Source organism: Klebsiella ornithinolytica (genome assembly GCF_030505655.1).
GTDB classification, from domain to species: domain Bacteria; phylum Pseudomonadota; class Gammaproteobacteria; order Enterobacterales; family Enterobacteriaceae; genus Klebsiella; species Klebsiella ornithinolytica.
In genome coordinates, this window is the sequence record NZ_CP130153.1 from 4,198,377 (window position 1) to 4,224,489 (window position 26,113).

Consider the following 26,113-nt stretch of genomic DNA (forward strand, 5'->3'; position numbering starts at 1 on the left):
AAAAAGGGAAGTGGCACGCCACTTCCCCTGGAGCTTCAATTACTTGTTGTTTTCTTCTTTCAGCACTTTAACGGTGTAGCGACCATCCGCCTGACGATATGCGCCGTGGATATCGGTTTCGAAGCCCGGGTAGTGGGCGCCGATTTCGCACAGCATCTGCAGGAACTCCAGCACCGGACGGCTCTCTTCGGTGATCATTTCACCCGGCATCACCAGCGGAACTCCCGGAGGATACGGCAGGATCATGTTGGCGTTGACACGGCCCACCATCTCTTCGAGATAGACCTCTTCCGTCTGACCGTGCAGCTCTTTCTGGAACGCAGCGTACGGCGTGATCATCATGGTCGGCAGCACTTCGAAAGCGCGGAACATCAGATCCGGCAGGTTGTGATGCGCAATCAGTTTGTGAATATTCTGCGCCAGTTCCTGAACTCGCATGTTTTCATAGAACTCCGGATCTTCACGATACAGAGACGGCAGCATGTTTTTCACGCGCAGGTTCAGGTCGAAGGCACGTTTAAAGTCGGTCAGCGCGCGCAGCAGGCTCAGCGCTTTGGTTTTGTCGATACCGATGCTGAACAGGAACAGCAGGTTGTACGGACCGGTTTTCTCTACCACGATGCCGTGTTCGTCGAGATATTTCGCCACGATGCTTGCCGGAATACCGAACTCATCCATGGTGCCGTCTTTCTTCATCCCCGGAGTCAGCAGCGTGACTTTGATCGGGTCGAGGTACATGTGTTCGTTATCGATGTTTTTGAAACCGTGCCATGCGCTATCAGAACGCAGCGGCCAGCATTCCGGGCCATCGATATGTTCCGGCTGCCAGACGTCGAAGAACCAGCCTTCGGATTCGCCTTTCAGACGTTTGATCTCTTTACGGAACTTGATAGAACGTTCGATAGAGCCATCGATCAGACGCTTACCGGCATTACCTTTCATCATCGCCGCGGCCGTTTCCGTCGAGGCAACCACGCCGTAGTGCGGAGAGGTGGTAGTGTGCATCATGTAGGCTTCGTTAAAGGTCTCTTCGTTAACATCGCCTTTAACGTGAATCATCGAAGCCTGAGAGAACGCCGCCAGCAGTTTGTGCGTGGACTGGGTTTCATAGATCACCTTCCCTTCCACACGGCCACCGCTCATCCCGCATTTACCGGCATAGATTGGCGAGAAGTTGGTGTAAGGCACCCACGCAGAGTCAAAGTGGATAGATTTCACATCCAGCGTTTTCTTGATGAAGTCGGTGTTATACAGCAGACCATCGTAGGTGGAGTTGGTGATAACCGCGTGCACCGGCCAGGTGGCGTTCGGCGTCTCTTTGACGCGTTTGGCGATAGTGGCGTGCTGGAATTCGCTCTGCGGAATACCGCCGAGGATGCCGTAGGCGTTACGGGTCGGACGGAAGTAAATCGGCGTAATATCGCTCATCATCATCAGGTGAGTCAGCGATTTGTGACAGTTACGGTCAATCAGCACGGTGCTGCCAGCAGGCGCAGAGTACATACCGACGATTTTGTTCGCCGTTGAGGTGCCGTTGGTCACCATGTAGCTGCGTTCGGCGTTAAAGACACGCGCAATATACTCTTCAGCTTCTTTATGCGGGCCACTGTGGTCCAGCAGGGAACCCAGTTCAGAAACCGAAATGGAGATATCGGATTTCATGGTATTTGAACCAAAGAAATCATAGAAGATGCTGCCTACCGGGCTTTTCTGGAAGGCGGTACCGCCCATATGGCCTGGAGTACAGAAGGTGTATTTACCTTCACGCACATATTTGAACAGCGCTTTGGTCAGCGGCGGCAGAATGGTATCGATGTATTCATCGGTATTCTGTTTGATTTTATCGGCAATGTCGTCGGCCGCACCCAGCGCATATTCGAAGAAGCGCACCTGCATACGCAGATCGTTCAGGCTAACGTCCAGCGTCGAGTAGGTGTTGGCGAAAGCGTACAGCGGCATATATTCGTTCAGCTTGCTGATCTCTTCGCACAGTTCAAGATTGTATTTATCCCAGTCGAAGATCACGCCGCACAGACGGGCATTGTTTTCGATCAGTTTCAGTAAATCTTCGCGGTCGTTCGGATAGACAATACGGAAGTCCAGGCGTTCAAGGGCGCGATGCAGTTCACGGATAGGCTCTTCTTTAAAGTAGACGCCCATGTGATTCATGATTGCGATAACGTTCATAGTCGAATCTCCAGATATGGAGAGCCCCTCCCGTCACGTGGTGACAGGTGCAGGAAGGAGCTCCAGGAAAAGGGGTTACGGATTAATGCGCGCTGGCGGCAGAGCTGTCAGTGGTGTCGTTTTCGTGCTGACGCTGATGCATTTTGCGACCGTAGAACATCAGGATAATCAGGCTGACGATAAAGGTACCGGCCAGTTCGAAGGAGCTTGCCCCCATCAGGGCGATGAAGCAGAACGCACAGCCCAGGACGGAACAAATCAGGCTGACAAGGTTGCGAATGTTAATGCCTTCGAAACGAATCAGGTCAACGCAGGAGTAGAAGTAAGGCAGCATGGTCAGCAGGACGGCGATACCGGTCAGTTCACCGAACAGGTCAGACGCTTTACCACCGCTGGAGTTCATCAGGGTAATCAGCACCATCAGCGCGGTCATTTTCACCGCCGCCAGCAGCAGGCCTTTTTTCGGAATACCGTTGTTATCCACTTCACCGTACACTTTCGGGAAGTTGCCATCGTTAGCGGCACGGACCCCGGCCTGACCAACCAGCATCATCCAGGAGCCCAGAGAAGTCAGGCAGGCAAATGCGGTGAAGGCAGAGACGACCGGCGCAGCCCAGCCGCCAAGAATTGTTGAGGCGCTGATAGCGAACGGCGCACCGGAGGCAGCCATCTGAGCCGCAGGGTACATCCCGGCGATAACCTGAGTCGCAGCGATATAGACCACGCCGGCCATCGCGGTTCCCAGCATGGTTGCCAGCGGAACGGTACGTTTCGGGTTTTTCACCATCCCGGTGCTGACGGCGGCAGACTCAACGCCGACGAATGCCCACAGGCAGAGCAGAATACTTTTGATTACCGCATGGCTGTCTGGCGTGCTGGAGGTGTTCCAGTTTGCCTGATAGGTCGCCGCATCAAACCAGTGCCAGCCGATAACCGCGGTCATCACTACCGGAATTAATACCAGCACCAGACCAATGGTGGTCAGACGGCTTACCCAGGTCCCGCCGAGCATATTAACGAAGGTGAATATCCAGACGATCGCAATACACGCGATACCGGCTGGAATGGGGTTATTCAGAATCGGGAAGAAAGTAGACAAATAAGAAACGGCGGTAATACCGATGGCCAGGTTACCAATCCAGTTTGCATGATAATAAAGGACGCCGGTCTGGAAACCGAACGCGGGAGATATTTCCCCGGCATAGGCAATTGGACCACCCTGCTGTGGGTTCTTGGTCGCCAGTCGGGCATAAACATAAGCCAGAGACATCGCACCAATAATAGAAATAACCCATCCCCAGATAGCAATACCACCGATGCTGGCGAGGTTCGCAGGTAATAATGCAATACCGCTCCCCATCATATTACCAGCGACGACGCCGGTACAGGCAAATAGCCCTATCTTCTTGGCAGAACTCATGTTTGCTTTTCTCCTAAGTTTATTTGGGAGGTACAGATCATGATATAGAACCTTTAATTGACCCGACCAACTGCCAACAAGATTACTGATTCAAAGAAGATAAGTCCTAAAGATAAAGTGAAATAACAACAAACATCAGACAAATGATATTTTGACCTTTTTCAATTAACATATCAGGATGACATGTTGATATCATAAAAAGATAAACATCGTTGTTTTACAGTAGGTTATAACCGATTCCGCGTGTTGAATTTGTGTTGTATTTCGCCATTGTGGCGTTAAATATATATAACAATCAGGGTGCTCATGAGAAACATAAAATTAACCTCACCACACTCAATATCCTGAGTATGGTGAGGGTTTACTTATTCTGAAGAGAGGAAATTATCGAGGTACGGGACCACGCGGGTAACCGAGGTCTGGAATACTGCATTTTCAATCCAGTAAAAGGTGTTCTCGCCTGGGCGTAAATTAAAGGCCGTCAGATAAGCATCCGCAGCTTCCCGGTTCTCCCCTTTCATCTCGTAGACTTTACCCAGCAGCACGTAATTCATCCACGACATCTCAAGGTCGATCCCGGTATTAATCGCGTTATACGCTTCATCGACTTTACCCTGGCCCAGCAAATCCACTGTTTTAATTTGGTAAAATACCGCCGTATCTTTGATCCCCGGCATATCGCCAACCCGAGTGATTTCAGCGTACAGCGCGTTGAGCTGCTCTTTATTTAACGGCTGCTGCGAATGACGTAAAACATCCACCAGCGTTTTTTCCGCATAGGCGTAAGCAAACTCAGGCGAGTCTTTAATCACATCATCAAGCAGCGCGCTGGCCTTACCTAAGGAATCGACATCACCGTTCATTAATAACTGATGCGACTCGTAGAAATGGGTCAGCGCCGTGCTGTGCGACGGTTGATACTGTTTCAGCATCGCCTGCATGCGTTCCGACCACGGCTGCTTTAAGGCCTCCGATAAGCTGCTCAGCAGATCGTTTTGAATCGCCAGCTGGTTGTCGCTGGTAATGAAATAACGTTTGTCCATCATCGTTGAACCGTCGGCGTTATCCACCATCTGCACGGACATAAAGCACTGCTGCGCGCGATAGTGCCGCTGGTTGACGAACTCAATCGTCAGCGTTTTACCTGAACTGCTTGGCTCATTAATGTTGTAGTTGGTTTTGTCATGCACCATAAAGGTCGAGAAGGTGTTGAGCGACGTGGTCACCAGACTGCCCAGGCCCACCGCATACGAATGCTGCGATGCCCAGTTGGTGCAGGAGTTACCTTTCAGCAGATGGATATCGATATCGCGCGGGTTCAGCAGCAGGCGCGCTTTATTCACCGGTGGCCGCGACTCGATCGACGACAGCGCCACCAGGGCCACGCAGGAACCCAGCGCCAGCAGGAACAGGATCCATACCCAGAAGGTAGTAATACGTCGGCGCTTCTCCGGTTTTGCGGACGGCGTCTGGCCTTGCTCAATCTCGCCGGCAGCGCGCGTCGGGGTCGTCAGGTCAGGCGTCGCAGCGGGGACCGCTGGGGAGATCGCCATCGCGGGCTCTTCCCCCTCTTCCGTGCACCAGATGACCGGCACCGTGAGCTTATAGCCGCGCTTGGGTACCGTCGCAATATATTCGAGGCTACTATCATTGCCATCTTTCAACGACTTACGTAGCTCGGAAATACTCTGCGTGACGACGTGGCTGGTGACCACGTTACGTGTCCAGACATTATCAATAAGCTCGTCCCTGCTGAGCACTTCACCAGGGTGACGGGCAAAGAAGACCAAAAGATCGATTAAGCGCGGTTCCAGAGTAAGCTGGCGCCCCTTCCGGCTGATTTGGTTAACAGAGGGTGTAACCAGCCATTCTCCCACGCGAACAACAGGTTGTTGCATAAAAAAGAGCCCAAAACGAAAAGGGAAAGGCGCGATGATAACACATTTCCCCTCCCTATTTATGATAGGGGTCATTACCTTGAACGCGTTATATCATTCTGCACTTATTTCGCTTAGCCAGTTTTTATTTCTAAACAAAACCGGCAATGGTTTATTAACATCTGCGTCATTACTTCAGAAAAATGAAGGCCTGTTGTGCCTCTGACGTTTCGGGAAGCCCCCCGAGCGGCAGACTATTCATGGAGACACATGCTGCTATTCCCCCCGGCTCTCTACCGACATTGCCCAGGAAAAAGCGGATGATGATGCCCAATGCTCCGCTCATGCGGCGGGACAAGCTACGTCGCCGCACAGACCGAGAAGTATTACGCCCAGCGCAGCGACTGATTTTCCGCAGGACGCGGACTATTCCGGGAAACACCCGCACGCGGGCGCATTAAAGAGGCGTGCTTCAGCGGCGGTAAAGCCGGTTATCTGGACTCCCCGCCGTCGCCACGCAACAGAGCCGCGGCCCCGGCAGGGACGAGCCCCGGCTTTCAGGCGGATTAAGCGCGATCCTGTCGATGCTGCGCCACCGCCTGCTCCAGCGCGCTAATATCCGGGCTGGAGAGCAGCGGCTGCAGGTTCAACAATGTCTCTTCCTCTAATTGATAGAGATCCAGCTTCAGCAGTCGCTCAATGTCCGGTTCGGGGAAACGATACTTAATAAAGGTAGCCGGATTTCCGCCGACGACGGCATATGGCGGAACGTCTTTGGTGACCACCGCTCCCGCCGCCACCACGGCGCCTTCGCCAATTGTGACGCCCGGCATAATCATCGCCCGCATGCCAATCCAGCAACCATCTCCGAGCACGGTATCACCGCGATGCTGATAGGCTTCGTTAACGCATGATACAAACGGATAGAGGCTGATCCAGTCCATCCGGTGCGTGCTGTTGCCGCCCATCAGGATCACCACTTCCGGCGCGATACAGACAAAATTACCAATAAAGAGCTTATCTACATGACCTAAGGGCTCCCACCCTTCGCTGACGGCATCGCCGTGCAGGTAGCGCACCACGCAACGTTCAAATCCGCGATCCCAGCAGTCGCTGTAGTAGCTGTGGCTGCCGCGAATGATCACATTCGGGTTGGTTACCGTCAGATGCAGGCGTTCGGTGATTGACCAGTGTTTATCGGCCATCGAGGCATTCCTTCTTGCGTTAATATATCCGCTTGCTGACCCGTTATCATAACCCGGAAAAACTCAATACCGGAGCAACCGCTGTAAGCGTTGCTGGCATCATGATGGCTGACTCAGGGAATATTTTGTTGAGAATAAACTGACAGGCATTATGTTTATTTTCTCGCGCCGCCATTATCCATAATTAAACAAAATAGCTCCACCCCGATCATATTCTTAATGATAAAAACGGGCACTTCCCCCACGCTGCCAGGTTTTTCTGTGTCCAGACTTCTTATTCTTACTTTAGTGTTACCGCTGACCGCCTGCGCGGGGTATTTTTCACCGCCGCCAAAAGAGACGGAAGGTGACAACGCCGGACAGTCCAGTTCGCTCCCTGACTGTCGTAGTCGTCACCACGTTATTATCTGCGACTGGGGGAAAGCGTAGCGAATAACCGCTCGCCTGCGGCCAGAGGCGAGCGGTTATCTTATGGCGCCCGATCGGCTTCGGGCGGATGAATCGTCGATAAGATGGGCCGGGAACGGCGGCTATAAAAATAGAGCCCGGTCAGCAGCAGCGTCAACGGAATGCCAAACCACAGCGTCATGCGGAAGAAATCGGTAAACGCTGTTGAAATCAGCAGCGCCAGCATCAGAGCAGCCCCCAGCAACGGGCTCCAGGGATAGCCCCACAAGCGAAATTTGAGCACCGTTTGCGTATGCTGGCGGCGGAAAAACAGGTGGGTGATAAAGATCATCAGCCAGGTGAAACAGGCTCCATAGACCGAAATAGACATCATCGCGGCAAACGCCTGCTGCGGGTAGAGCACGCTCAGGACAATAGAGACCATGATGCCGACGCAGGAGAGGGCCAACGCATTCACCGGGATCCCGCGCGCGCTGATCCGACCGAACGCAGCCGGTGCCTGCCCGGCACGCGATAGCGAGAACATCATCCGCGTGGTGATATACAGCTGGCTGTTCATGGCCGAGAGCGCCGCGATCAGGACGATAAAGTTAAAAATACCGCCGGCATACGGCAAGTGAATCACGTTCATCGCCACCAGGAAGGGGCTTTCGCTGGTGCCGGACTGACGCCACGGCACAATCGCCAGCATGAGCGCAATCGACAGCATATAGAAAATAAACAGGCGCAGGATGGTCCCTTTAAACGCAGACTTCACCGCCACCACCGGGTTTTTCGCCTCGCCTGCCGCCACGGCGATCATTTCAATACTCAGATAGCTGAAGATAGAAACAATGGTCGCAAACCACATGCCGCTGATCCCAAACGGCATAAACCCACCGCCATCGGTAAAATTATGCAGGCCGTAGGTTGGGTTGGCGGAGAAGGCCAGGATCCCCAGGCCGATGACGATAAAAGCCACGATCGCCAGAACCTTGATCGTCGATAGCGCATACTCCACCTGTCCGAACCATTTCACGCCAATAACGTTGATCACCATCACCAGGGCGGAGAACAGCAGCACCCAGGGCCAGACCGGCGTATGCGGGAACCAGAACTGCATATACATTCCAATGGCCGTCACCTCGGTACCCACCGCCAGCACCACGCAGGACCAGTAGGAGTAGCGCACCAGGAATCCACACAGCGGACTGAGATAAAACTCGGCATAGTCACCGAATGAGCCGGGGGTCGGATGCTCTGAAGTCATCTCCGCCAGGCAGCCCATCAGCAGCAGCGCAATCACCCCCCCTATCAGATAGCTCAGCAGCACCGACGGTCCGGCCATCTGAATGGCGTAGGCGCTCCCCAGAAACAGCCCGGTACCAATCGCGCCGCCGATCGCCAACATCGACATTTGCCCGGCGGTAAGCTGTTTCTTCAGCCCGCCCTGGCGCTGTGCAATCTCATCAAAACGCTTGCGATCTTTCATTCGTTCCTGCCTTAGCGAGCGGCGGTGGTCACATCGAGAATAGCGGCGGTGACATAATCAATGTTGTCACCATTAAGACCGGGTAGACACATCCGTCCCGGTGCCACCAGATAAATGGCATAGCGCTGGCGCAGCTCGCTCACCTGCCGTTCGTCCAGACCGGTATAGCTGAACATCCCGCGCTGATCGCGGATGCGCCGGTAATCCAGCTGAGAACCGCCCTGCTCCAGGCCGGCGGACAAACGCAGGCGCATCTGCTGGATCCTCTGACGCATGGCCGCCAGCTCTTCCTGCCACAGCTGGCGGAGCTGCGCGTCGGCTAACACCATGTCGACGATCCGGCTGCCGTGGGTCGGCGGACAGGAATAGCTACGGCGAATTAAGGTCTTTAAGGCCCCCTGGACGTTGGCGGCGGTCTGCGCGTTGGCGCAGCGCACGGTTAATCCCCCGACCCGCTGGCCGTACAGGGCGATATTTTTCGAAAAAGAGTTGGCGACGATAAAATCCAGATCGCTTTCCAGCGCCAGCCTCAGCGCATAGCAGTCCTCTTCCAGCCCGGCGCCAAAACCCTGATAGGCGATATCGAAAAATGGCAGCAGTCCCTGCGCCTGAACCACGCCCAGAAGCGTCTGCCACTGGCTGTGGCTCAGATCGGTCCCGGTTGGGTTATGGCAGCATGGGTGCAGCAGCACCGCCGTGCCGGCGGGTAGCGTCTGCAGGGTCGCCAGCATGTCGGCAAAGCGCAGTTCGCCGCGGAGATTGTCAAAATAGGGATAGCTGTTCACCTGCAGCCCTGCGCCGGAAAAAATCGCCTGATGGTTGGCCCAGGTTGGATCAGAGACCCAAATCTCTTTACGCTGTAAAAAGTGAACGAGAAAATCGGCCGCCAGCTTCAACGCCCCAGAACCGCCAACGGTTTGCACCGTCGCCAGCGCATGCTCCGGGGCGGCAGGCCCCAGCAGCAAGGTCTGTATCTGGCTGGCAAAGCTTACGCTGCCTTCAATCGGCGGATAGCCGTGCGGCAGCTGCTGCGCCAGCAGGCGCTGTTCTGCCAGCTCGACGGCCCGCATCAGCGGTACCTCCCCTCGCTCGTCATAATATAAGCCGATGCCCAAATTCACTTTCCGCGGATTGCGGTCCTGCAAATAGGCTTCCATTAACGACATAATAGGGTCGGGAGTCGACGGTTTAATTTCTGCGAACATAGGTATCCTTAGCCATAATAAATATGACTGGCAGGTGAATATTTATTTTTATTTTCAGGCCGTAGCGCTGACGGTAATTTCTATTTTCATTCCCGGCACCACTAATTTATCAACGATCACCGTCGAACGATTAGGATAAGGGGCATTGAAATAGCGCTGGTAAATATCATCAAGGCGTGCAACATCATTGACGTCAGTCAGATAAATAATAACCTGGAGAACATTATCGCTATGGCTCCCGGCCGCCTGTAGCGCCTGGGTGAGATTATCGAAAGTCAGGGCGATCTGCTGTTCCGCCGGGCCGGTTTCAATGGTGCCATCAGCCCGAACCGGGCCATGCGCGGTAAAGAGCATCCCGCCGCCGCGTGTCGCCCAGGAGAACGGCTGACCGATATCCGGAAGGCCGGTGTGAATTACGTCTCGCATAAAGGATTCTCGTCGTGGTAAAGCTGGCTGAAAAGTGCGCCATCGGTGGCAAACAGCGCGTCAAGGATGGTGTAGTGGTTAGCTCCCGGCAGGGCTATTACGTCAACCGGCCTCCCCCGCTGGCGCAACCGCTGAGCATAGTTTTCACTCTGCGCGATAAGCTCGGTTCGCTCGGCGGTGCCGTAAAACAGCGTCAGAGGGGAGATCTTCTCCGCTAAATGACGCAGCGGACTGAGGTCGTTCACCTCCGCGGGCGTCAGCTGCAGTGACCGGTTGACCGCCGTACTCAGCAAAGGCTCAAGCTCATAAATCCCGCTGATTGCCAGGACCGCATCGGCGACCGGATGCGCCTGCCAGCAGGCTGCCAGATGGCCGCCTGCGGAGTGCCCACTCAGATAAACCGGGCTGCACAGACCCGGCTGGCGGCCAATGGCATCCAGCGCCGCGCCAATCTGCCGATGGATCTCTGTTAACGTCGTCTGCGGTGCTAACGTATATTCCACCAACATCACATCAAACCCGCGGGCCAGCGGCCCGGCAGTAATAAAAGCAAAATCCTCTTTATTACAGGATTGCCAGTACCCGCCATGAATAAATATTATCGTGCCCATTTTACTGGCGGCAGAAATAAACCAGTCAATACGTTCCCGTGGACTTTCACCATAACAAAAAGTCATGATATTTTCGCCGCACTGATATGCCTGCTGACTTCGCTGCTGAAAGTCAGCCAGTATTTCTGCCTCATTATCTACGGTTGTGCTGTTGTCATAACTCCCGACGCTGAGTTTCATATATTAAACTTTGTTTATTATTTAAGATGTGGCTTAACTATTAGCAATGAGAAAATATGTTGTCAAGCTTGTACAAAGTGGAATGCGTGAGAGTTAATAGAAATTAAATCTCAGGGCTAATAAGTTTTACCAGTGAAACTTTTATCGGCAAATGCGCTCGCAAAAATGATGGCGGTCAAGGATCGGCGCTCACCTGTCCGCGCATTCGTCTGCTTCTCCCCCCTTCCTGCCCGGCGTACTGTGACCGAGCCAACGTCCTGAGAAACCACTGAGGGGACAAACTGTACAAACATCGTGAAAAGTTCATACTCAACGCTATAAGTGAGTCAATATTTTGCTATTAAAATGGTCGTCGTCGTGTCAGGTCTCAGAACTTATAAAAAGGAATACAGACCAATGAAATACAAATTAGTCAAGCAGGTTGTCCATGATGATGTGTTAAGAAACAGCTTCATTAATTTGGCAATTAAGACCTTTGACCTCTCTTTTAAAGAGTGGTACAAAAAAGGCTACTGGACCGAGTCCTATATTCCTTATGCGTTTGTTGATCATAATAAAGTGATTGCCAATGCGTCGGCTAACATTATCGATCTAATGTGGCAGGGGGAGCCCAGGCGCTATATCCAGATTGGGACCGTGATGACCGCCACCGATTATCGCGAAAAGGGTCTGGCCAGCCAGCTGATTAACCATATTCTGGCTGACTGGCAGGATCAGGCCGACGGTATTTTTCTCTTCGCTAACTCCACAACCGTTGATTTCTATCCTAAATTCGGCTTTGAACAGACCGACGAATACCAGTACGCCCTGCCGGTTACGCCCGTTGCCGGGGATTTTCGCAAGCTGGATATGGATAAAGAGAGCGATGTGAATATTCTCAAGTACTATTATCAGAAAGCCAACCCGTTCTCCCGCCTCTCGGCACACAATAACTTCGGTCTGCTGATGTTCTACTGCTCGGCGTTTATGAAGCACTTTGTCTATTACTCGGAGAAAAATAATGCCGTGGCGATCGCCATGCAAAACGATCATGCATTGCTCTGTTTTGATATTTTCTGTGACAGCACCAGTTCGATGACCAGGATCGTGAATGAACTTGCGGCGCAACATACCCGCCAGGTTATTTTAGGCTTTACGCCCAGGGAAGACCGGGCAGGTGAATACGAAAAAATTGAAATTGATGATTTTCTTTTCATCTATGCGGCAAAAGAAAATATCTTTAAAGAGCGTAAGCTGATGTTCCCGACGCTCTCGCATGCCTGATTCTCCTGGCCATATCGCCACTGGCGCAAGCTCGTAGCGACGCTGAAGCCCAGGCGGCAGCCGCCTCTCCCGCCATGCCCCACCGGGGCGTGACGGAAGAGGTGAAAGCATTATTTAGTGGCAATAAACAGGGACTTGCAGCGCGGACACATTAATGTCGCCCCTTTTTTAATTTTGTTCACCGGCTGCCGTGATTTATGCCCGCATTGCGGACAGGTTACCGTGGTATCAGAGGTGGAACTCAAGCGCTTCACTGCGTTGTCGAAGAATGACATAGACCTTTACCCGCTGAATGAATGTGGTCTATCATACCACTAACTGATTAAAAAACACACAACCTCAGGGCGCATCGGGAAATGACCATGATGAGGATTTTATCGGGTTTTAATCCGCTATTTACCTGATAGCATCGCGTTGCGCTGAAATCAGGATGCTTCATTCCTGATTTTCTGTTCATCTCTCGCGATGGTGATACTCCATCGTCAGATATTATTAACCGCATCCATATAACACCGGTTTTACTTATTTGTCGGAAGGTATCCCGCTGGTGGCAAACTCGGATTGAGGTATCATGATGCGCAAATTCAGGTGTTTTCACTAAAAACAGCACAATCACCCTATTAAATGCAGAAATCCCGATAAAAATAAGATAAATAGTATGAGTCTTAATTTAACGCTTATATGATGAATGAGATATGGTAATGTTTATTCATATCGAATGATTACAGACAAACAAGAGATAAGAAATGACTGAAAACTCAACAATTCACGCTCAAAATTGTCGTACCGATATCGGGATTGGGAAACAGGTCACGGCCAGCGTAAAAGGTTACGTCGATGGCCATCTCTATATGATTGACATCACCGTTCATCCTGTTGAGATCACATTTGATTTTGGTGAAGAAAAAATTATGCGCGGGTCTTATTTTAGTTCTAAGAATCAGGAGATGGTGTGGGCGGCGGAAAGAAAAGAGCTGACCATCTCCGATGAAAAAGGATCTTTTACAATAGCCTTTTAATGTTCAGGTTCAATGTCGATAAAACGTGCCGTCGCTATGCCCTGAGCCAATACGGCCCGCTTCAATTAAGATTTCATCGATAACATCTTCCAGGCACGCCGAACCATGATTCTCACAAATCATATGAACCTGTTTCAATATTTCTTCCTGGGACATCTCTCCGCGTAAAGCGGAGGTCAGCATCACCGATGCCCAGCGCCGAACTTCCGGGTGCGTAATCATACAACTTTACCTCGAATAGCAACACACGCCTTTAAATTATAGGCGCTCACCGGACATTCACCCATTAAATCATGCTGTCGCCCCTGTCGGCGCGGCATAGAAGTGGACTCATCCTGCCGCGGGCGACCGGCTATCGCCGCGCTATGACAACAGTTTTATCGCCGCGTTTTGAATCTCGGCTGAGGTTAAATCGCGATCGGAGGCAACATGCACAATGCGATGATCGCCCGTCAAGGAAGGAAATTCAGCAGACATGATCTGCAGCTGTTTTTGTTCACCGTTAGGATACTCACGTAATATTGTTGTTACCCCCGGCACTATTTTCGCGACAACTGCCGGTAATGCATTGAAAAAAACAATAACTTTCTTCATGAGTCTACCACCTGGCTGAAAGCATAATGATGGCGATGCCATCCATTGGGTGATGAAAAAGAAAAGGCCCCGTCCGGGGCCCTTTCGTTATTTCCGACACGCCATTGTCGCCGCGCCGTTGGAAATGTAAGGAGCAATATTATCAAATGTAATCATTGATGTTTTACAAAAGATACATTTTGCGCCAAAGGGATTTTTTTCCGTCACATCGTAATTCGATGTTCTGTATTGTGACCCATGACAACACGGGCATCTGAAATGAATGTATTCAGTCATAATGTTAACCTTTATGTGTGACAACATTCACTACCGCAGGGACTAGAGGTTATACTCTGGTGAAAACTCATCTGTGGTTTTCAAGGATAGTGCGGAAATCACCGTGCTGAACAGCAGGCCAAGAATACGCTTTCTTTTGCGACCGTTCTCTGCATGATTAATCTGAGGTTTTTCACCAACTTAATCATGACTTATTTTAGTGATTGTCTAAGATATGTTGTTCGTTTTTTTAATTTGCCCTTGGGCATATCTGGTCTGCAAAAAAACTTATCGAAGAGAAAAATACCCAAAAGGAGATATCAGAAGATAAATGCGATGAGAAAATTCCAGGAACTGTTGCAGATAATTTTTAAGACTCAAACCGTTGAGGCCATTAACGCACGTAAACCAGCCTTTGGCAAGCATTATTTTTCACAGCTTTTTAACAGTATTTTTTGCCAGTAAAACTATGCGCAAACTGACTATAACTGACAACTTTATCAGGCGCTTATTCCTGCCGGCACCCCATGTTACGCGTATTTTGTGGTATTCTGTCTCTCCCGGAGATTTTTGCTATGAAATCGGAAGACATCCTCGACTGGTACCCAGCCCAGCTCCCGCCCGTTAAAATCATTCTGGGTAATGCCGTGCTTGAAGTCGGAAAGCTTGGCCGCCCGATCAACGCCAGAACGCTACGTGAGTATCTGCAGGTGCTTCAGCGCACGCAAAAAAGCCGCGATGATAAAATCGCCCTGCAAACCGCAATCGACGTTTTGTCGGATAATCAACGCGTAAACGGAAAATTATAATGGTCACGGCGGCTGCACCGCTGTAAGACTCACTATCCCCTTCAATAACTTAAGTTTTTTTTAAATGTTCTCTGAAGGGAATTAATTTGTATCTTTCGCCTGTAAAAAGGTGCATCGTCGTAGGTGGCCCACAATGATATGCAGAGTCATTTGCCTGAGCCAACGTAAGAGCCAGCAACTCGCGCCGAACGCGTCCTTCGAGGTTTCAACATGAAAGCGGCAAACACTTTTTTTTGCCTTCCATCCGAGCTACCGACGGTCAGAGCGATTATCGGGGACGCCGTGCTTGAAATTATCAGAAGCGGTGCGCCTGTGGGTGCTGCAGGACTGCTGACGCTGCTGAAAAGCCCGGGAGCCAGGAAGAACTGGTCCGATGAAGGCCCCCTCTTGCAGATTGCGATTGATGCTCTGGAAGAGAGCTTATCGATTGATTTCAAAAAAATATAACCCACACAGATTAACCACACCGAAGGTCACACTATGTTTATGACATTATTTATTTATCTCGGAATTATCGGTTCCGTCGCCGCGCTGGCTTTATTTTCCCTGTCCCTGCTATGGATTGCCGTTTCAAATAACCCGGATAACACGGATATATAAACTTCAGCGCAATTTACTCTTCCGATAAAGGCCAGCCCCTCGACGCTATCTCTTCCTCAGACATCCTGTTGCATCGCTACCGGCTGCGTTTCAGATAGCATAACGACGTATCTCCGGCCAACCGCTCCCTGTCCTGCCCCGCATGTGGAAAGTCCGGCAATGCCTTTCATCACCGGACCGGGCATGCGCTTATTTTATCCCGCGACGCGAAACGTAATCCCGCGCCGCTTGTCCGGTGTAAATCTGACGTGGACGGTAAATATTCAGCGGCGACTCGTGCATTTCATTCCAGTGCGCGACCCACCCCAGCGTACGTCCCACCGCGGTCATAACGACAAACATCGACGAAGGTAGCCCCATCGCTTTCAGGATCACGGCGGTATAGAAATCGACGCTCGGCGAAAGTCCATTCTCCACAAAGTAGGGATCGTTGAGCGCCACCTCTTCCAGAGCCATTGCCACCTGAAGCAGTCGGTCCGACATCCCCAGCTCTGCCAGCACCTTATGGCAGGTTTCGCGCAGAATGGCCGCCCGGGGATCGAGATATTTGTAGCGCGAGTTGCCAAAGCCCAGCCGGCGGAAAGCCAAAGGATCCCTTTTCACCTTACTGATAAACGCCGGGATCTGTTCGACGCTCTCAATATCCCCCAGCATTTGCATACTGGCCTCGTTGGCGCCACCGTGCATCGGCCCCCACATCGACGCCAGACCGGCCGCCACGCAGGCGAAGAGATTCGCCCCGGAGGAGCCGGCCGCACGCACCGTTGTGGTCGATGCGCACTGCCCGTGATCGGCATGGAGCACCATAATCTGGTTCAACGCCTGCTCAATAACCGGGTTCACCTGGTACTTTTCCGCTGGAACCGCAAACAGCATATGCAGGAAATTCCCGGCATAAGAGAGATCGTTTCTCGGGTAGACCGCAGGTTGCTCGATGGAAAACTTATAGCTCATCGCCGCAAGCGTAGGCATTTTGGAAAGCAAGCGGGTGGCGGCCAGCGCACGATGCTCGGGGTTTTCGACATCCAGCACATCGTGATAGAACGCGGCCAGTGCGCCCACCATGGCACACATCAGCGCCATCGGATGGGAGTCGCGCCGAAATCCGCTGCACATTTTCGACATCTGCTCATGCACCAGGGTATGGCGGGTAATTTTTTCCCGGAAGACCTGATAACGCTCCTCATCGGGCGCCTCGCCGTGCAGCATAATGTACGCCACCTCCAGGAACTCACACTGCCGGGCCAGCTGGTCAACCGGGTAGCCACGGTGCAGCAGGACGCTATTTTCCGTATCGATATAGGAAATCGCCGACTCACACCCGGCGGTATTGCTGAAGCCCGGATCAAAACTGCACATTCCTGAATTCGCGAGCGCGCGGAGATCAATACCGAGGTGACCCAGCGTCCCGGACACCGTATTCAGAGGGATGGCCTCTTGTCCATCCAAAGAAAGTATTAACGGTTTCGTTCCCATCCTGTAAATTCCCCTCAACAGCCAACGCATGATCACCCTGAAGACATTCTCCAGGCCGAATTTCCAACATAGCCAGGGTGATGCGGCTATTCTTTGATATAAACGGTTAAACACGCGATAAAAAGCGGGTTTTACCAGGGCTTCCTGTGCTCTAACCTGAATAAGGACTACCGTGTTAGCCAATACGCTTATTTTTGTCGTCGCCGCCATCCATATCTACATTCTGATTCTGGAGATGTTTTTGTGGGAGAGTAAAACCGGGCGCCGGGCATTCGGCCTTAGCGCCAGTTTTGCCCGTGAGACCCGGGTGATGGCAGCCAATCAGGGTCTGTATAACGGTTTTCTGGCCGCCGGTTTGCTGTGGGGACTGTGGAGTCCAGAGAGCGGGTTTGAGTTTAAAGCGTTCTTTCTGATCTGCGTGGTGATCGCCGGGCTGTTTGGCGCCGCAACCGCCAGTCGAAAAATACTGTATGTGCAGGCACTCCCGGCAACGGTGGCGCTGATAGCGCTGTACGTCAGTTAACCGAGAGCCCGGAAAAGACCGCCGCCGGCATTGACGGCGGCGGGACGTTAATCAATCCCCAGGCGGTAAGTGCCGGGATGCTTCCCAGGCCATTGGCGAAAGCACCCATATGCTCGCTACTTTATGGACCCGCGCATCGGACATCGCTGGCCCGATACTCAGCAGCGAAGCCATAAGTAACAGCAGATACACTCCTTTTCTCTTCATCTCGGTAATTCCTCATCGTTGCGCACGGAATGTAGTGCCGGATTATGTCGTTCAATCATCGACAGGCAGCCTACCAGTACAACGATAATGGCCCCGAAGATCAGGCTGACGACGTTGGCGCCAAAGGCAGGCAAAATAAACCGCCAGAAACTTACACAACTAACGGACATGGCCGAAGAGATATTGTCGCAAATTGATAACGGCGCTGAAGAAGGCGATGAAGGGCTAAAACCGATGATCGGCGACTGGAACAGCCGGGTTATCCACCCACAAACATTCTCTGATTTCCGGGATTTTTCCTCACGGACCAGTGCAAATAACTTTACCCGGATGGCATTTAATCAGGAAAAATTCATTACGGATTAAATCTGGGGTGAGCTCATTCAGATAATCAATTTCATGTACAGTGCTGAAGGTAAGGAATCTGAACACAGCCAGGCTCTGGATTGCTGGAGAACAAGGTTGATGCCAATCCGTCCGACCTCATCGACTGGCCTACTGATGAGGGGGGTATGATTCTACATATAACGTTCAAACTGCCACGCTGCGATGGCCACCAGCATGCACAAAACGATGAGGACAACGCCCAGCACCCTGCGTCTCGAACAGAGAGCCACCCCTGCAGAAAGACCAAGTAATGTCAGCGTGACGGGCCAGCCAGCAATTGCCGTCAGGTAGGCCACAATCAGGTAGTCCTTTATCAATTCACTTTCCTCTAACTAGATTGTCTGGTCGAACCGATGGCCGCCAGTTGGCTAATTCAGTCTGGCGTTCCGCTTTCTGTTCTACAAGCAGTGGGAACACGTAGAGATGATACGCAAAGATGCCACCTGACACCTCACCATTTCACGGAGCTGAGCGATAAATTGACGCCATTTTTGCAGAAGATGTCCCAAATATGTCCCACGAGGAAAAATCAGCGACTGGAGGAAGTTGATAACTGTTGATTTTGAATGGTACGCCCTACAGGGTTCGAACCTGTGACCTACGGCTTAGAAGGCCGTTGCTCTATCCAGCTGAGCTAAGGGCGCACTGAAATGCGGATGCTTCGACGAGTGAAACCGCCTGGAATTATACGGTCAACGCTCAGTGAGTCAATGCATTTTGCCATCAAACTGCGGCAGCATAACTAACTTGCCTACATATAAAACAAAGGTTGTGCAAAGATCGCCCGGCGCCGGTTTTCAGTACTGATACATCGGCGATAACAATAAAGAGTCCTAACGCCCCCAAAATGCCCCCAATAGCCCTTTAAACAGCGGTGTTTTTAGCCCTGAGTTTGCTCAAAGAGGGATAAAAACTCAAACGAGGACTGACAGCGAGGCTGGCTTCTGACAAAATATCCGCATCCCCCTTTCGATACGATACAGATGGAATCCTCTCTCTGATGGCAGCAAAAATTATTGACGGTAAAACGATTGCGCAGCAGGTACGCTCTGAGGTTGCGGAAAAAGTGAAGGCCCGCACTGCGGCCGGAAAACGCGCCCCAGGGTTAGCCGTTGTACTGGTCGGCAGTAACCCGGCGTCGCAGATTTATGTCGGCAGCAAGCGCAAAGCGTGTGAAGAGGTGGGATTTGTCTCCCGCTCATACGATCTCCCGGAAACCACCAGCGAGGCGGAATTACTGGAGCTTATTGATACGCTGAATGCCGATACCACTATCGACGGTATTCTGGTACAGCTGCCGCTGCCTGCCGGAATTGATAACGTGAAAGTACTGGAGCGTATCGCCCCGGACAAAGATGTTGACGGTTTCCACCCCTACAACGTCGGCCGCCTGTGCCAGCGCGCCCCGCGTCTGCGCCCGTGCACACCGCGCGGAATCGTCACTCTGCTTGAGCGTTACAATATCGACACCTATGGCCTGAACGCCGTGGTGATTGGCGCATCGAACATCGTCGGCCGTCCGATGAGCATGGAACTGCTGCTGGCGGGCTGCACGACTACCGTGACCCACCGCTTCACCCGGAATTTACGTCAGCATGTCGAAAATGCTGACCTGCTGATTGTTGCGGTCGGTAAACCGGGCTTTATTCCGGGCGAGTGGATCAAAGAAGGCGCCATCGTTGTGGATGTCGGTATTAACCGTCTGGAAAGCGGCAAAGTGGTCGGAGACGTCGTCTTTGAAGATGCCGCAGAACGCGCGTCATACATTACGCCAGTCCCGGGCGGCGTTGGCCCGATGACCGTTGCTACACTGATTCAAAACACGCTACAGGCGTGCGAAGAATATCACGGCATTCAGGAGGCCTGAGATGGCGAATTTTTCTCTGGGCAAACACCCACACGTTGAACTGTGCGATCTGCTGAAGCTGGAAGGCTGGAGTGAGAGCGGCGCGCAGGCAAAAATAGCGATTGCCGATGGCCTGGTGAAGGTGGATGGCGCGGTAGAAACCCGTAAACGCTGCAAAATCGTCGCCGGTCAGACGGTGAGTTTTGAAGGCCAGAGCGTCACCGTTACCGCCTGATCCTGCTTAATGAACGATCGCCACCTCCACAGGAGGTGGTTTAAGATTGATCATAAAAACGCCCGGCAAGCCGGGCGTTTTTTTATTGCTTACTTCCGGCGCCAGGTGGTTCCCTGCGGGCCGTCCTCCAGCACAATCCCCATCTCATTGAGACGGTCACGCGCCGCATCCGCAGCGGCCCAGTCTTTCGCTTTACGCGCATCCAGACGCTGCTGAATCAGCCGCTCGATTTCCGCAACTTCACCGTCGTCAGCCTGCGCACCGCTTTGCAGGAAGACATCCGGCTCCTGCTCAAGCAGCCCCAGCACGCCGGAGAGCTTGCGCATATGTGCGGCCATGGCGTTAGCCGCGGCGACATCTTCCGTCTTCAGGCGGTTGACTTCACGCGCCATATCGAACAGCACGGAATAGGCTTCCGGGGTGTTGAAATCGTCATCCATCGCTTCAATAAAGCGCGCTTCGAAGGCGTCGCCGCCGGCCGGCTCTACCGATTTGTCGGTACCGCGCAGCGCGGTATACAGACGCTCCAGCGCAGAACGCGCCTGCTTGAGGTTTTCTTCGCTGTAGTTCAGCTGGCTACGATAGTGGCCGGACATCAGGAAATAGCGAATGGTCTCCGCATCGTAGTACTTCAGCACGTCGCGTACGGTAAAGAAATTGCCCAGCGATTTTGACATTTTCTCGCGGTCAACCATCACCATCCCGGAGTGCATCCAGTAGTTAACGTATTCCCCGTCGTGAGCACAGGTGGACTGGGCTATTTCGTTTTCATGATGCGGGAACATCAGATCCGAACCGCCGCCATGGATATCAAAATGGTTGCCCAGCTGTTTGCAGTTCATCGCCGAACATTCAATGTGCCAGCCAGGACGACCGTTGCCCCACGGCGACGGCCAGCTTGGCTCGCCCTCTTTCGACATTTTCCACAGCACGAAGTCCATCGGGTTACGCTTGACGTCAACGACATCCACGCGGGCGCCGGCCTGCAGCTGGTCCAGATCCTGGCGCGACAGCTGCCCGTAATTCGGATCGGTCGGTACCGAGAACATCACATCCCCGTTGTCCGCCACGTACGCATGACCGCGGGCGATCAGTTGTTCAGTGATTTCAATGATCTCGGGAATATGATGGGTGGCGCGAGGCTCCATATCCGGACGCAGAATATTCAGCGCATCGAAATCATTGTGCATTTCGGCAATCATGCGATCGACCAGCGCGACAAAGCTTTCGCCGTTCTCATTAGCACGCTTAATGATTTTATCGTCGATATCGGTAATGTTGCGCACGTACTTCAGCTTATAACCGAGAAAACGCAGGTAGCGGGCAACCACGTCAAAAGAGACGAAAGTACGGCCATGGCCGATGTGACAGAGATCGTAAACGGTAATTCCACACACGTACATGCCCACTTCCCCGGCATGGATAGGCTTAAACTCTTCTTTTTGGCGCGTCAGTGTATTAAAAATTTTTAACATCGAAGATTCCGTGTAGACGTGTGTGAATATCAGGTCGCGTATTCTAACCTTAATTCAACCCCGAAGCAGCACACAATGCAAGGTGATCGAACCCGGCGGTTATGCTATAACAGCCCCCTATGTCACGCCCAACTTTGGGTTTAAGCACCACAATCATCGGAACAGGATGCAAAAATGGTTACTTTCCACACTAATCATGGCGATATCGTCATCAAAACCTTTGACGACAAAGCGCCGGAAACAGTTAAAAACTTCCTGGATTACTGCCGCGAAGGTTTCTACAACAACACCATTTTCCACCGTGTTATCAACGGTTTCATGATCCAGGGCGGCGGCTTTGAGCCAGGCATGGAGCAGAAAACCACCAAATCCCCGATCCAGAACGAAGCCAACAACGGTCTGAAAAACACCCGCGGTACTCTGGCCATGGCCCGTACTCAGGCACCTCACTCCGCCACCGCGCAGTTCTTCATTAACGTTGTCGATAACGACTTCCTGAACTTCTCCGGTGAAAACCTGCAGGGTTGGGGCTACTGCGTATTTGCCGAAGTGGTTGAAGGTATGGACGTGGTCGACAAAATCAAAGCGGTGGCTACCGGCCGCAGCGGCATGCATCAGGATGTGCCGAAAGAAGATGTGGTGATCAAAAGCGTCACCGTCAGCGAGTAATTCGTGGCGACACTTTTTATTGCGGATTTGCATCTGCAAACAGAAGAACCGGCGATCACCGCCGGTTTTCTACGCTTTTTAGCCGGCGAAGCCCGCGAGGCAGACGCGCTGTATATCCTTGGCGATCTGTTTGAAGCCTGGATTGGCGATGACGATCCGAACCCGCTGCATCAGCAAATCGCCTCGGCAATCAACGCATTAACTCAATCCGGCGTGCCCTGCTATTTTGTTCACGGCAACCGCGACTTTCTCGTGGGCCAGCGCTTCGCACGCGCCTGCGGGATGCGGCTGCTGGCGGAAGAAAACGTGCTCGATCTGTATGGCCGTCGGGTCCTGATCATGCACGGCGATACGCTGTGCACCGACGATCCGGGCTATCTGGCTTTTCGTGCCAAAGTCCATACACCGTGGATTCAGCGTCTGTTCCTTGCCCTGCCGCTGTTTATTCGCCGCCGTATCGCCGCCAGAATGCGCGCCGACAGCAAAGCGGCCAACAGCAGCAAGTCGCTGGAAATCATGGATGTCAATCCGCAGGCCGTGGTCGACGCGCTGGAAAGACATCAGGTGCAGTGGCTGATTCACGGTCACACGCATCGCCCTGCCGTCCACCCGCTAGAGGCCAACGGCAAACCGGCATTTCGCGTCGTCCTCGGCGCCTGGCACAGCGAAGGGTCGATGGTCAAAGTCAGCAAAGACGACGTTGAGCTGATCGCATTCCCGTTTTAATTTCCAGCGCATTTTCACCCCATCACCGGTGACGCAACCGTTTTCCTTGCCGAAAGATCATGTTATTCTCTGTGGCCTCTAAAGCAGTGTGAAGCACACCCACAGGAGTTTTAAGACGCATGTCTTCCCGCAATAATTCGGCGCGTATCGCCATCGTGATGGGGTCCAAAAGCGACTGGGCTACCATGCAGTTTACCGCAGAAATCCTTGATGCCCTGAACGTTCCGTACCATGTTGAAGTGGTCTCCGCACACCGGACGCCCGATAAGCTGTTTAGCTTTGCCGAAGACGCGGAAAGCAACGGTTATCAGGTGATTATTGCCGGCGCGGGCGGCGCGGCGCATCTACCGGGCATGATTGCGGCGAAAACTCTGGTGCCGGTATTAGGTGTGCCGGTGCAAAGCGCGGCGTTAAGCGGCGTAGACAGTCTCTACTCTATTGTTCAGATGCCGCGCGGAATTCCCGTCGGCACGCTGGCCATCGGCAAAGCCGGTGCCGCCAATGCGGCCCTGCTGGCGGCGCAGATTCTGGCGGTGCACGATGCCGAACTGCATCAGCGCCTGAGCGCCTGGCGCCAGGCCCAGACCGATGAGGTGCTGGAGAATCCGGATCCGCGGGGTGCGGCATGAAGCAGGTTTGCATCCTTGGCAACGGCCAGCTAGGCCGGATGCTGCGCCAGGCCGGTGAACCGCTGGGTATCGCCGTCTGGCCAGTCGGTCTGGAAGCCGATCCTGAAGCGGTGCCGTTTCAGCAAAGCGTGATCACTGCCGAAATCGAACGTTGGCCGGAAACGGCGCTCACGCGTGAACTGGCGCGCCACCCGGCGTTTGTTAACCGCGATGTGTTCCCGATCATTGCCGACCGTCTGACGCAAAAACAGCTGTTTGATAAGCTGGAGCTCGCCACCGCGCCGTGGCAGCTGCTGGCAGATAAAAGCGAGTGGCCGGCGGTATTCGCACGTCTGGGCGAACTGGCTATCGTTAAGCGTCGCGTGGGCGGTTACGATGGTCGCGGCCAATGGCGACTGCGCGAAAACGACATTGCGCAGCTGCCGGATGAAAACTATGGCGAATGTATTGTTGAGCAAGGCATCAACTTTTCCGCCGAAGTGTCGCTGGTTGGCGCCCGCGCGCAGGATGGCAGCACGGTGTTCTACCCGCTTACCCGCAACCTGCACCAGGAGGGCATTCTGCGTACCAGCGTCGCCTTCCCGCAGGCCAATGCCCGCCAGCAGGACCAGGCGGAAAGCATGCTTACCGCCATTATGAACGAGCTGAACTACGTGGGCGTGATGGCGATGGAGTGTTTTGTCACCGCTGACGGCCTGCTGATTAACGAGCTGGCGCCACGCGTGCACAACAGCGGTCACTGGACCCAGAACGGGGCCTCGATCAGCCAGTTCGAACTGCATCTGCGGGCGATTACCGGCCTGCCGCTGCCGCCGCCGGTAGTGAACAGCCCTTCGGTGATGATCAACCTGATCGGTAGCGATCTGAACTACGACTGGCTGAAGCTGCCGCTGGTGCATCTGCACTGGTACGACAAAGAAGTGCGTCCGGGGCGCAAAGTGGGTCACCTTAACCTGACCGACAGCGATACCGACCGCCTGAGCGCCACGCTGGAAGCCTTAAAACCTATTCTGCCGCCGGAGTACGCCAGCGGTATCTTCTGGGCGCAATCCCAGCTGGCTTAACCCTCCTGACACATTCTGGCGCCCGGCGCATCCGCCGCCTGTGCGCCCGAATGAAAACGGCTATTTGCCGGGGAATTGATCTTCGCCCTTCCCCGGCAGACATTCAGGCGCGTAGAATCCCCTCCTTGCTTTAAAGATTTTCTTATTTTAAAGACGCTTTCAGTTTGACTTCAGAAGGATGACCCATGAAAAATGGGACGGATTACCGCACCATTCTCACGGCGGACACGCCAATCATTGACGTCCGCGCCCCGATCGAATTCCGCCAAAGCGCACTTCCTGCGGCACTGAATCTGCCGCTGATGGACGACGCCGAACGCGCCGCCGTCGGCACCTGCTATAAACGACACGGCGCGGACGCGGCATTAGCGCTGGGCCATCAGTTAGTCAACGGCGAGGTGCGGGAAAAGCGTCTCGCCGCATGGCGTGATGCCTGTTTACGTTATCCGCAGGGCTATCTGTGCTGCGCCCGCGGTGGCCAGCGTTCGCACATCGTGCAACAGTGGCTACATGAGGCCGGCATCGAGTACCCGCTGATCGTCGGTGGCTATAAGGCGCTGCGCCAGGCCGCTATCCAGTTCACCGAAGAGCTGGTCCAACGCCCGATAGTGCTGATCGGCGGCTGTACCGGCAACGGCAAGACCCAGCTGGTCTGCTCCCGACCCGACGGTATCGATCTGGAGGGGCTCGCCCACCATCGCGGCTCATCGTTCGGCCGCACGTTGCGTGACCAGCACGCCCAGGCAACATTTGAAAACCATCTGGCGGTGGCGATGTTGAAAAAAGCCGGGCAGCATCGTCGCTGGGTGCTGGAAGATGAAGGACATATGATCGGCGCGAACCACCTGCCGGAATGCATGCGTGAGCGCATGGCGCAATCGCCGCTGGCGGTAGTGGAAGACCCGTTTGAGATCCGCCTGGAGCGCCTGCGGGAAGAGTATTTTGACCGTATGCACCGTGATTTTATTGATGCTTACGGTGAAGAGAAAGGCTGGCAGGAGTACAGCGAATACCTGCATCACGGTCTGTTTGCCATTCGCCGTCGCCTGGGACTACAGCGTTTTGCCCAGCTCACCGCCCTGCTTGACGAGGCGCTGGCTTCGCAGCAGCGAGATGCTACGACCGATGCCCATTTTGCCTGGCTGGTGCCGCTGTTGAAAGAGTACTACGACCCGATGTATCGCTATCAGCTGAGCAAAAAAGCGGAAAAAATTATCTTTCGCGGCAGCTGGAATGACGTCGCCTCCTGGTTGACGAAGTAATCAAATTCCCTACAGCCCCGGCTTGCGGCGTCGACGCCTTAGCCGGGGCTACGGGTGAGCCTGTAACCCCGGTAAGCGCAGCGC

The 26,113-nt window shown here is 53.3% G+C and carries 30 protein-coding genes, 1 tRNA gene and 1 pseudogene; 16 read left to right on the forward strand and 16 right to left on the reverse strand.

The features are described from left to right. Positions 1 to 39: 39 nt before the first annotated feature. The 4 genes from cadA to Q1L34_RS20005 all read right to left on the reverse strand — a co-directional run bounded on the left by cadA (position 40) and on the right by Q1L34_RS20005 (position 6,689). Positions 40 to 2,187, reverse strand: coding sequence for a lysine decarboxylase CadA (gene cadA / locus Q1L34_RS19990; protein ID WP_004858936.1), 2,148 nt, complete (start codon positions 2,185 to 2,187; stop codon positions 40 to 42). Positions 2,188 to 2,269: 82 nt separating this feature from the next. Further along, positions 2,270 to 3,607 (reverse strand): cadaverine/lysine antiporter, encoded by a 1,338-nt coding sequence (gene cadB / locus Q1L34_RS19995; RefSeq protein ID WP_004858934.1) that lies wholly within the window; start codon positions 3,605 to 3,607, stop codon positions 2,270 to 2,272. A gap of 365 nt (positions 3,608 to 3,972) precedes the next feature. Further along, on the reverse strand, positions 3,973 to 5,505 hold the full coding sequence (gene cadC / locus Q1L34_RS20000) for a lysine decarboxylation/transport transcriptional activator CadC (protein WP_015584987.1): 1,533 nt from the start codon (positions 5,503 to 5,505) through the stop codon (positions 3,973 to 3,975). Between the two features lie 545 nt (positions 5,506 to 6,050). Further along, a complete protein-coding gene (locus tag Q1L34_RS20005; RefSeq protein ID WP_015584988.1) occupies positions 6,051 to 6,689 on the reverse strand; it encodes a CatB-related O-acetyltransferase in 639 nt (212 codons plus the stop codon). 261 nt (positions 6,690 to 6,950) lie between these two features. Between Q1L34_RS20005 and Q1L34_RS20010 the strand changes: the two genes are divergently transcribed. Continuing rightward, on the forward strand, positions 6,951 to 7,118 hold the full coding sequence (locus Q1L34_RS20010) for a hypothetical protein (protein ID WP_155075085.1): 168 nt from the start codon (positions 6,951 to 6,953) through the stop codon (positions 7,116 to 7,118). Positions 7,119 to 7,158: 40 nt separating this feature from the next. Here the strand turns inward: Q1L34_RS20010 and Q1L34_RS20015 are convergent, their stop codons facing one another. Genes Q1L34_RS20015 through Q1L34_RS20030 form a run of 4 tightly spaced genes read right to left on the reverse strand, consistent with a single transcriptional unit; the run spans position 7,159 to position 10,990 of the window. Beyond that, a complete protein-coding gene (locus Q1L34_RS20015) occupies positions 7,159 to 8,568 on the reverse strand; it encodes an amino acid permease (RefSeq protein WP_127673494.1) in 1,410 nt (469 codons plus the stop codon). Between the two features lie 11 nt (positions 8,569 to 8,579). Beyond that, entirely contained in the window at positions 8,580 to 9,773 is a 1,194-nt protein-coding gene (locus Q1L34_RS20020) for an amino acid aminotransferase (RefSeq protein ID WP_015584990.1), read from the reverse strand. A 54-nt stretch (positions 9,774 to 9,827) separates the two neighbouring features. Continuing rightward, positions 9,828 to 10,199, reverse strand: coding sequence for a RidA family protein (locus Q1L34_RS20025; RefSeq protein WP_004858918.1), 372 nt, complete (start codon positions 10,197 to 10,199; stop codon positions 9,828 to 9,830). Then, the gene (locus tag Q1L34_RS20030) at positions 10,187 to 10,990 is read right to left on the reverse strand and encodes an alpha/beta hydrolase (protein WP_015584991.1); all 804 of its coding nucleotides are present in this window, start codon (positions 10,988 to 10,990) and stop codon (positions 10,187 to 10,189) included. Before Q1L34_RS20030 ends, Q1L34_RS20025 begins: the two co-directional genes overlap by 13 nt. Before the next feature lie 396 nt (positions 10,991 to 11,386). On the opposite strand from Q1L34_RS20030, the gene Q1L34_RS20035 reads away from it, so the two are divergent. Continuing rightward, the gene (locus tag Q1L34_RS20035; protein ID WP_004858913.1) at positions 11,387 to 12,253 is read left to right on the forward strand and encodes a GNAT family N-acetyltransferase; all 867 of its coding nucleotides are present in this window, start codon (positions 11,387 to 11,389) and stop codon (positions 12,251 to 12,253) included. Positions 12,254 to 12,363: 110 nt separating this feature from the next. On the opposite strand, the gene Q1L34_RS20040 is transcribed toward Q1L34_RS20035, so the two are convergent. Beyond that, positions 12,364 to 12,528: a YnfU family zinc-binding protein gene (locus Q1L34_RS20040; RefSeq protein WP_213672526.1), complete on the reverse strand. Its 165-nt coding sequence runs from the start codon at positions 12,526 to 12,528 to the stop codon at positions 12,364 to 12,366. A 471-nt stretch (positions 12,529 to 12,999) separates the two neighbouring features. Here Q1L34_RS20040 and Q1L34_RS20045 point away from each other — a divergent pair, with 471 nt between their 5' ends. Further along, complete coding sequence (locus Q1L34_RS20045) at positions 13,000 to 13,272, forward strand: hypothetical protein (protein WP_004858909.1); 273 nt, start codon at positions 13,000 to 13,002, stop codon at positions 13,270 to 13,272. Positions 13,273 to 13,281: 9 nt separating this feature from the next. Here Q1L34_RS20045 and Q1L34_RS20050 read toward each other — a convergent pair whose 3' ends face one another. The 3 genes from Q1L34_RS20050 to ymcF all read right to left on the reverse strand — a co-directional run bounded on the left by Q1L34_RS20050 (position 13,282) and on the right by ymcF (position 14,142). After that, complete coding sequence (locus Q1L34_RS20050; RefSeq protein WP_004858906.1) at positions 13,282 to 13,494, reverse strand: hypothetical protein; 213 nt, start codon at positions 13,492 to 13,494, stop codon at positions 13,282 to 13,284. Positions 13,495 to 13,635: 141 nt separating this feature from the next. Further along, the gene (locus Q1L34_RS20055; protein ID WP_004858901.1) at positions 13,636 to 13,866 is read right to left on the reverse strand and encodes a hypothetical protein; all 231 of its coding nucleotides are present in this window, start codon (positions 13,864 to 13,866) and stop codon (positions 13,636 to 13,638) included. Between the two features lie 87 nt (positions 13,867 to 13,953). After that, complete coding sequence (gene ymcF / locus Q1L34_RS20060; protein WP_071824640.1) at positions 13,954 to 14,142, reverse strand: cold shock small protein YmcF; 189 nt, start codon at positions 14,140 to 14,142, stop codon at positions 13,954 to 13,956. A 554-nt stretch (positions 14,143 to 14,696) separates the two neighbouring features. On the opposite strand from ymcF, the gene Q1L34_RS20065 reads away from it, so the two are divergent. From Q1L34_RS20065 to Q1L34_RS28435, 3 genes are all read left to right on the forward strand, one after another. Continuing rightward, entirely contained in the window at positions 14,697 to 14,930 is a 234-nt protein-coding gene (locus Q1L34_RS20065) for a hypothetical protein (protein ID WP_032716782.1), read from the forward strand. A 210-nt stretch (positions 14,931 to 15,140) separates the two neighbouring features. Beyond that, positions 15,141 to 15,377 carry a hypothetical protein gene (locus Q1L34_RS20070; protein ID WP_004858894.1) on the forward strand — a complete coding sequence of 79 codons (237 nt, stop codon included), beginning with the start codon at positions 15,141 to 15,143 and terminating at the stop codon, positions 15,375 to 15,377. Positions 15,378 to 15,416: 39 nt separating this feature from the next. Then, entirely contained in the window at positions 15,417 to 15,530 is a 114-nt protein-coding gene (locus Q1L34_RS28435; RefSeq protein WP_350340430.1) for a YnaM/YnfT family protein, read from the forward strand. A gap of 189 nt (positions 15,531 to 15,719) precedes the next feature. On the opposite strand, the gene Q1L34_RS20075 is transcribed toward Q1L34_RS28435, so the two are convergent. Next, on the reverse strand, positions 15,720 to 17,006 hold the full coding sequence (locus Q1L34_RS20075) for a citrate synthase (RefSeq protein WP_044349758.1): 1,287 nt from the start codon (positions 17,004 to 17,006) through the stop codon (positions 15,720 to 15,722). A 172-nt stretch (positions 17,007 to 17,178) separates the two neighbouring features. Here Q1L34_RS20075 and Q1L34_RS20080 point away from each other — a divergent pair, with 172 nt between their 5' ends. Then, on the forward strand, positions 17,179 to 17,529 hold the full coding sequence (locus Q1L34_RS20080) for a DUF1304 domain-containing protein (RefSeq protein ID WP_004858886.1): 351 nt from the start codon (positions 17,179 to 17,181) through the stop codon (positions 17,527 to 17,529). A 294-nt stretch (positions 17,530 to 17,823) separates the two neighbouring features. Then, positions 17,824 to 18,102, forward strand: a complete 279-nt coding sequence (locus Q1L34_RS20085; RefSeq protein ID WP_065905924.1) for a hypothetical protein — start codon at positions 17,824 to 17,826, stop codon at positions 18,100 to 18,102. Between the two features lie 152 nt (positions 18,103 to 18,254). On the opposite strand, the gene Q1L34_RS20090 is transcribed toward Q1L34_RS20085, so the two are convergent. Beyond that, on the reverse strand, positions 18,255 to 18,440 hold the full coding sequence (locus tag Q1L34_RS20090; protein WP_044349760.1) for a hypothetical protein: 186 nt from the start codon (positions 18,438 to 18,440) through the stop codon (positions 18,255 to 18,257). A 42-nt stretch (positions 18,441 to 18,482) separates the two neighbouring features. On the opposite strand from Q1L34_RS20090, the pseudogene Q1L34_RS28400 reads away from it, so the two are divergent. Further along, positions 18,483 to 18,673: pseudogene (locus Q1L34_RS28400) on the forward strand (integrase); the annotation flags it as partial. Positions 18,674 to 18,690: 17 nt separating this feature from the next. Here Q1L34_RS28400 and Q1L34_RS20095 read toward each other — a convergent pair. After that, positions 18,691 to 18,767, reverse strand: a tRNA-Arg gene (locus Q1L34_RS20095). A gap of 356 nt (positions 18,768 to 19,123) precedes the next feature. On the opposite strand from Q1L34_RS20095, the gene folD reads away from it, so the two are divergent. Then, on the forward strand, positions 19,124 to 19,990 hold the full coding sequence (gene folD / locus Q1L34_RS20100) for a bifunctional methylenetetrahydrofolate dehydrogenase/methenyltetrahydrofolate cyclohydrolase FolD (RefSeq protein WP_327204254.1): 867 nt from the start codon (positions 19,124 to 19,126) through the stop codon (positions 19,988 to 19,990). A gap of 1 nt (position 19,991) precedes the next feature. Further along, entirely contained in the window at positions 19,992 to 20,204 is a 213-nt protein-coding gene (gene ybcJ / locus Q1L34_RS20105) for a ribosome-associated protein YbcJ (RefSeq protein ID WP_004858878.1), read from the forward strand. A gap of 89 nt (positions 20,205 to 20,293) precedes the next feature. Here ybcJ and cysS read toward each other — a convergent pair whose 3' ends face one another. Next, positions 20,294 to 21,679: a cysteine--tRNA ligase gene (cysS, locus tag Q1L34_RS20110; protein WP_004858875.1), complete on the reverse strand. Its 1,386-nt coding sequence runs from the start codon at positions 21,677 to 21,679 to the stop codon at positions 20,294 to 20,296. A 174-nt stretch (positions 21,680 to 21,853) separates the two neighbouring features. Between cysS and ppiB the strand changes: the two genes are divergently transcribed. The 5 genes from ppiB to mnmH all read left to right on the forward strand — a co-directional run bounded on the left by ppiB (position 21,854) and on the right by mnmH (position 26,029). Continuing rightward, positions 21,854 to 22,348, forward strand: coding sequence for a peptidylprolyl isomerase B (gene ppiB / locus Q1L34_RS20115; RefSeq protein ID WP_004858873.1), 495 nt, complete (start codon positions 21,854 to 21,856; stop codon positions 22,346 to 22,348). A 3-nt stretch (positions 22,349 to 22,351) separates the two neighbouring features. Beyond that, on the forward strand, positions 22,352 to 23,074 hold the full coding sequence (gene lpxH / locus Q1L34_RS20120; RefSeq protein WP_004858872.1) for a UDP-2,3-diacylglucosamine diphosphatase: 723 nt from the start codon (positions 22,352 to 22,354) through the stop codon (positions 23,072 to 23,074). Positions 23,075 to 23,193: 119 nt separating this feature from the next. Continuing rightward, positions 23,194 to 23,703, forward strand: a complete 510-nt coding sequence (gene purE / locus Q1L34_RS20125; RefSeq protein ID WP_004858870.1) for a 5-(carboxyamino)imidazole ribonucleotide mutase — start codon at positions 23,194 to 23,196, stop codon at positions 23,701 to 23,703. Next, a complete protein-coding gene (gene purK / locus Q1L34_RS20130) occupies positions 23,700 to 24,767 on the forward strand; it encodes a 5-(carboxyamino)imidazole ribonucleotide synthase (protein ID WP_015585002.1) in 1,068 nt (355 codons plus the stop codon). The genes purE and purK overlap by 4 nt, the downstream gene beginning before the upstream one ends. Before the next feature lie 185 nt (positions 24,768 to 24,952). After that, positions 24,953 to 26,029: a tRNA 2-selenouridine(34) synthase MnmH gene (mnmH, locus tag Q1L34_RS20135; RefSeq protein WP_004858865.1), complete on the forward strand. Its 1,077-nt coding sequence runs from the start codon at positions 24,953 to 24,955 to the stop codon at positions 26,027 to 26,029. Positions 26,030 to 26,113 lie beyond the last annotated feature (84 nt).